The following is a 1,139-nucleotide window of genomic DNA, read 5'->3' on the forward strand; positions in this document are numbered from 1 at the left end:
GTGTCGACGCCCTGCACCAGATACGCCCAACACACACCATCAGCGAGGGTGAAGCGTGTGGCGTCCATCTGGATCCGGCGGCCCGCTGGCCACAGCGTTTCGGGTGCGGCTGACACAGCCTTTTTTCGACTTTTCCGGGGCAGTGGTGGATTGAGGTCCAGGGCACCCAGCGCCAGGCGCACCATGTGCTGACCGAGCAGACCGAAGGTTGAAAGCTCACTGGCTGCCAAACGCAACACCTGATGAACTCGACGGTACCCATAGGTCGGGTGAGCGAGTGCCACCGTACGAACCTGTTCGAGGACGCGTTGCTGCTCGATGTCGCGCTCCTGCTGACGGAGAATCTGCTGGCGAGCATCCCGCAGCGTCCAGGCAGGAACACCCGCTTCGCGCGCGAAGCGGGCCAGACTTAGCTGTGGTTGGTCTCTGAGCAGCTCCTCGTAGAGCACGAGAAGCGCAGCTGGACTCAGAGACCCCGTGCTTTTTTTGCGATGTGGAGCGCCAATTCCTTCTCGCCAACCAGGACCTTGAGGCGCTCGTTCTCGCGTTCCAGTTCGCCATGCCGGTCATCCGTGCGGTTCCCAGCCAAGCGGGCAGGCCCGATACCGGTGCCGTTCTGTCCAAGACGCGGGCACGACCTGCTTCCAGAAATTGAGCTTTCCAGGTGTGAATCAGGCTTTCATTGACGCCATGCTGCCGGGCCGCCTCTGCCACATTGAGCTGGCCGCCGAGCACCGCCAGCACGATCTGCTCTTTGGTGTCGGTCGGCCACTTCTTTCGCTGTTTTCCCATAATTTCCCTCCAGTGTGCCCTACCCTCGCAAGTGGGCGGACATTTTTGGAAGGATTTCCTGGAGCATTACCAATCCCTGCAGATAGATAGGGGCCCACGTCCGCTGCGAGCGGTGTCGAAAGGTCTCCTGGAACGGAGCGAACCATGTCGGGAAGTGCCGCGTCCAACGAGGGAATGAATGCGTCATCGCACGGGCTAGCATCGCACATCCCGCCCCGGCCCCTCATTCTGAATATCCCCAAAGTACAGTTAGCTCGACTTTGGCCATTGACAGGGGGAGCAGCTTGCTGCTCCCCCTGTCAAACTTGGGCATGACACTCCTTCCGAAGTGGTTCACGGGGGTCCTG

Annotated in this window: 2 pseudogenes; both read right to left on the reverse strand. The window is 60.7% G+C overall.

Annotation, left to right across the window (positions count from 1 at the left end):
- Positions 1-449: pseudogene (locus FNU79_RS18975) on the reverse strand (hypothetical protein); the annotation flags it as partial.
- 178 nt (positions 450-627) lie between these two features.
- Positions 628-792, reverse strand: a pseudogene (locus FNU79_RS19875) (transposase); the annotation flags it as partial.
- Positions 793-1,139: the final 347 nt, after the last annotated feature.

The sequence above is a fragment of the Deinococcus detaillensis genome, from assembly GCF_007280555.1.
GTDB classification, from domain to species: Bacteria; Deinococcota; Deinococci; order Deinococcales; family Deinococcaceae; genus Deinococcus; species Deinococcus detaillensis.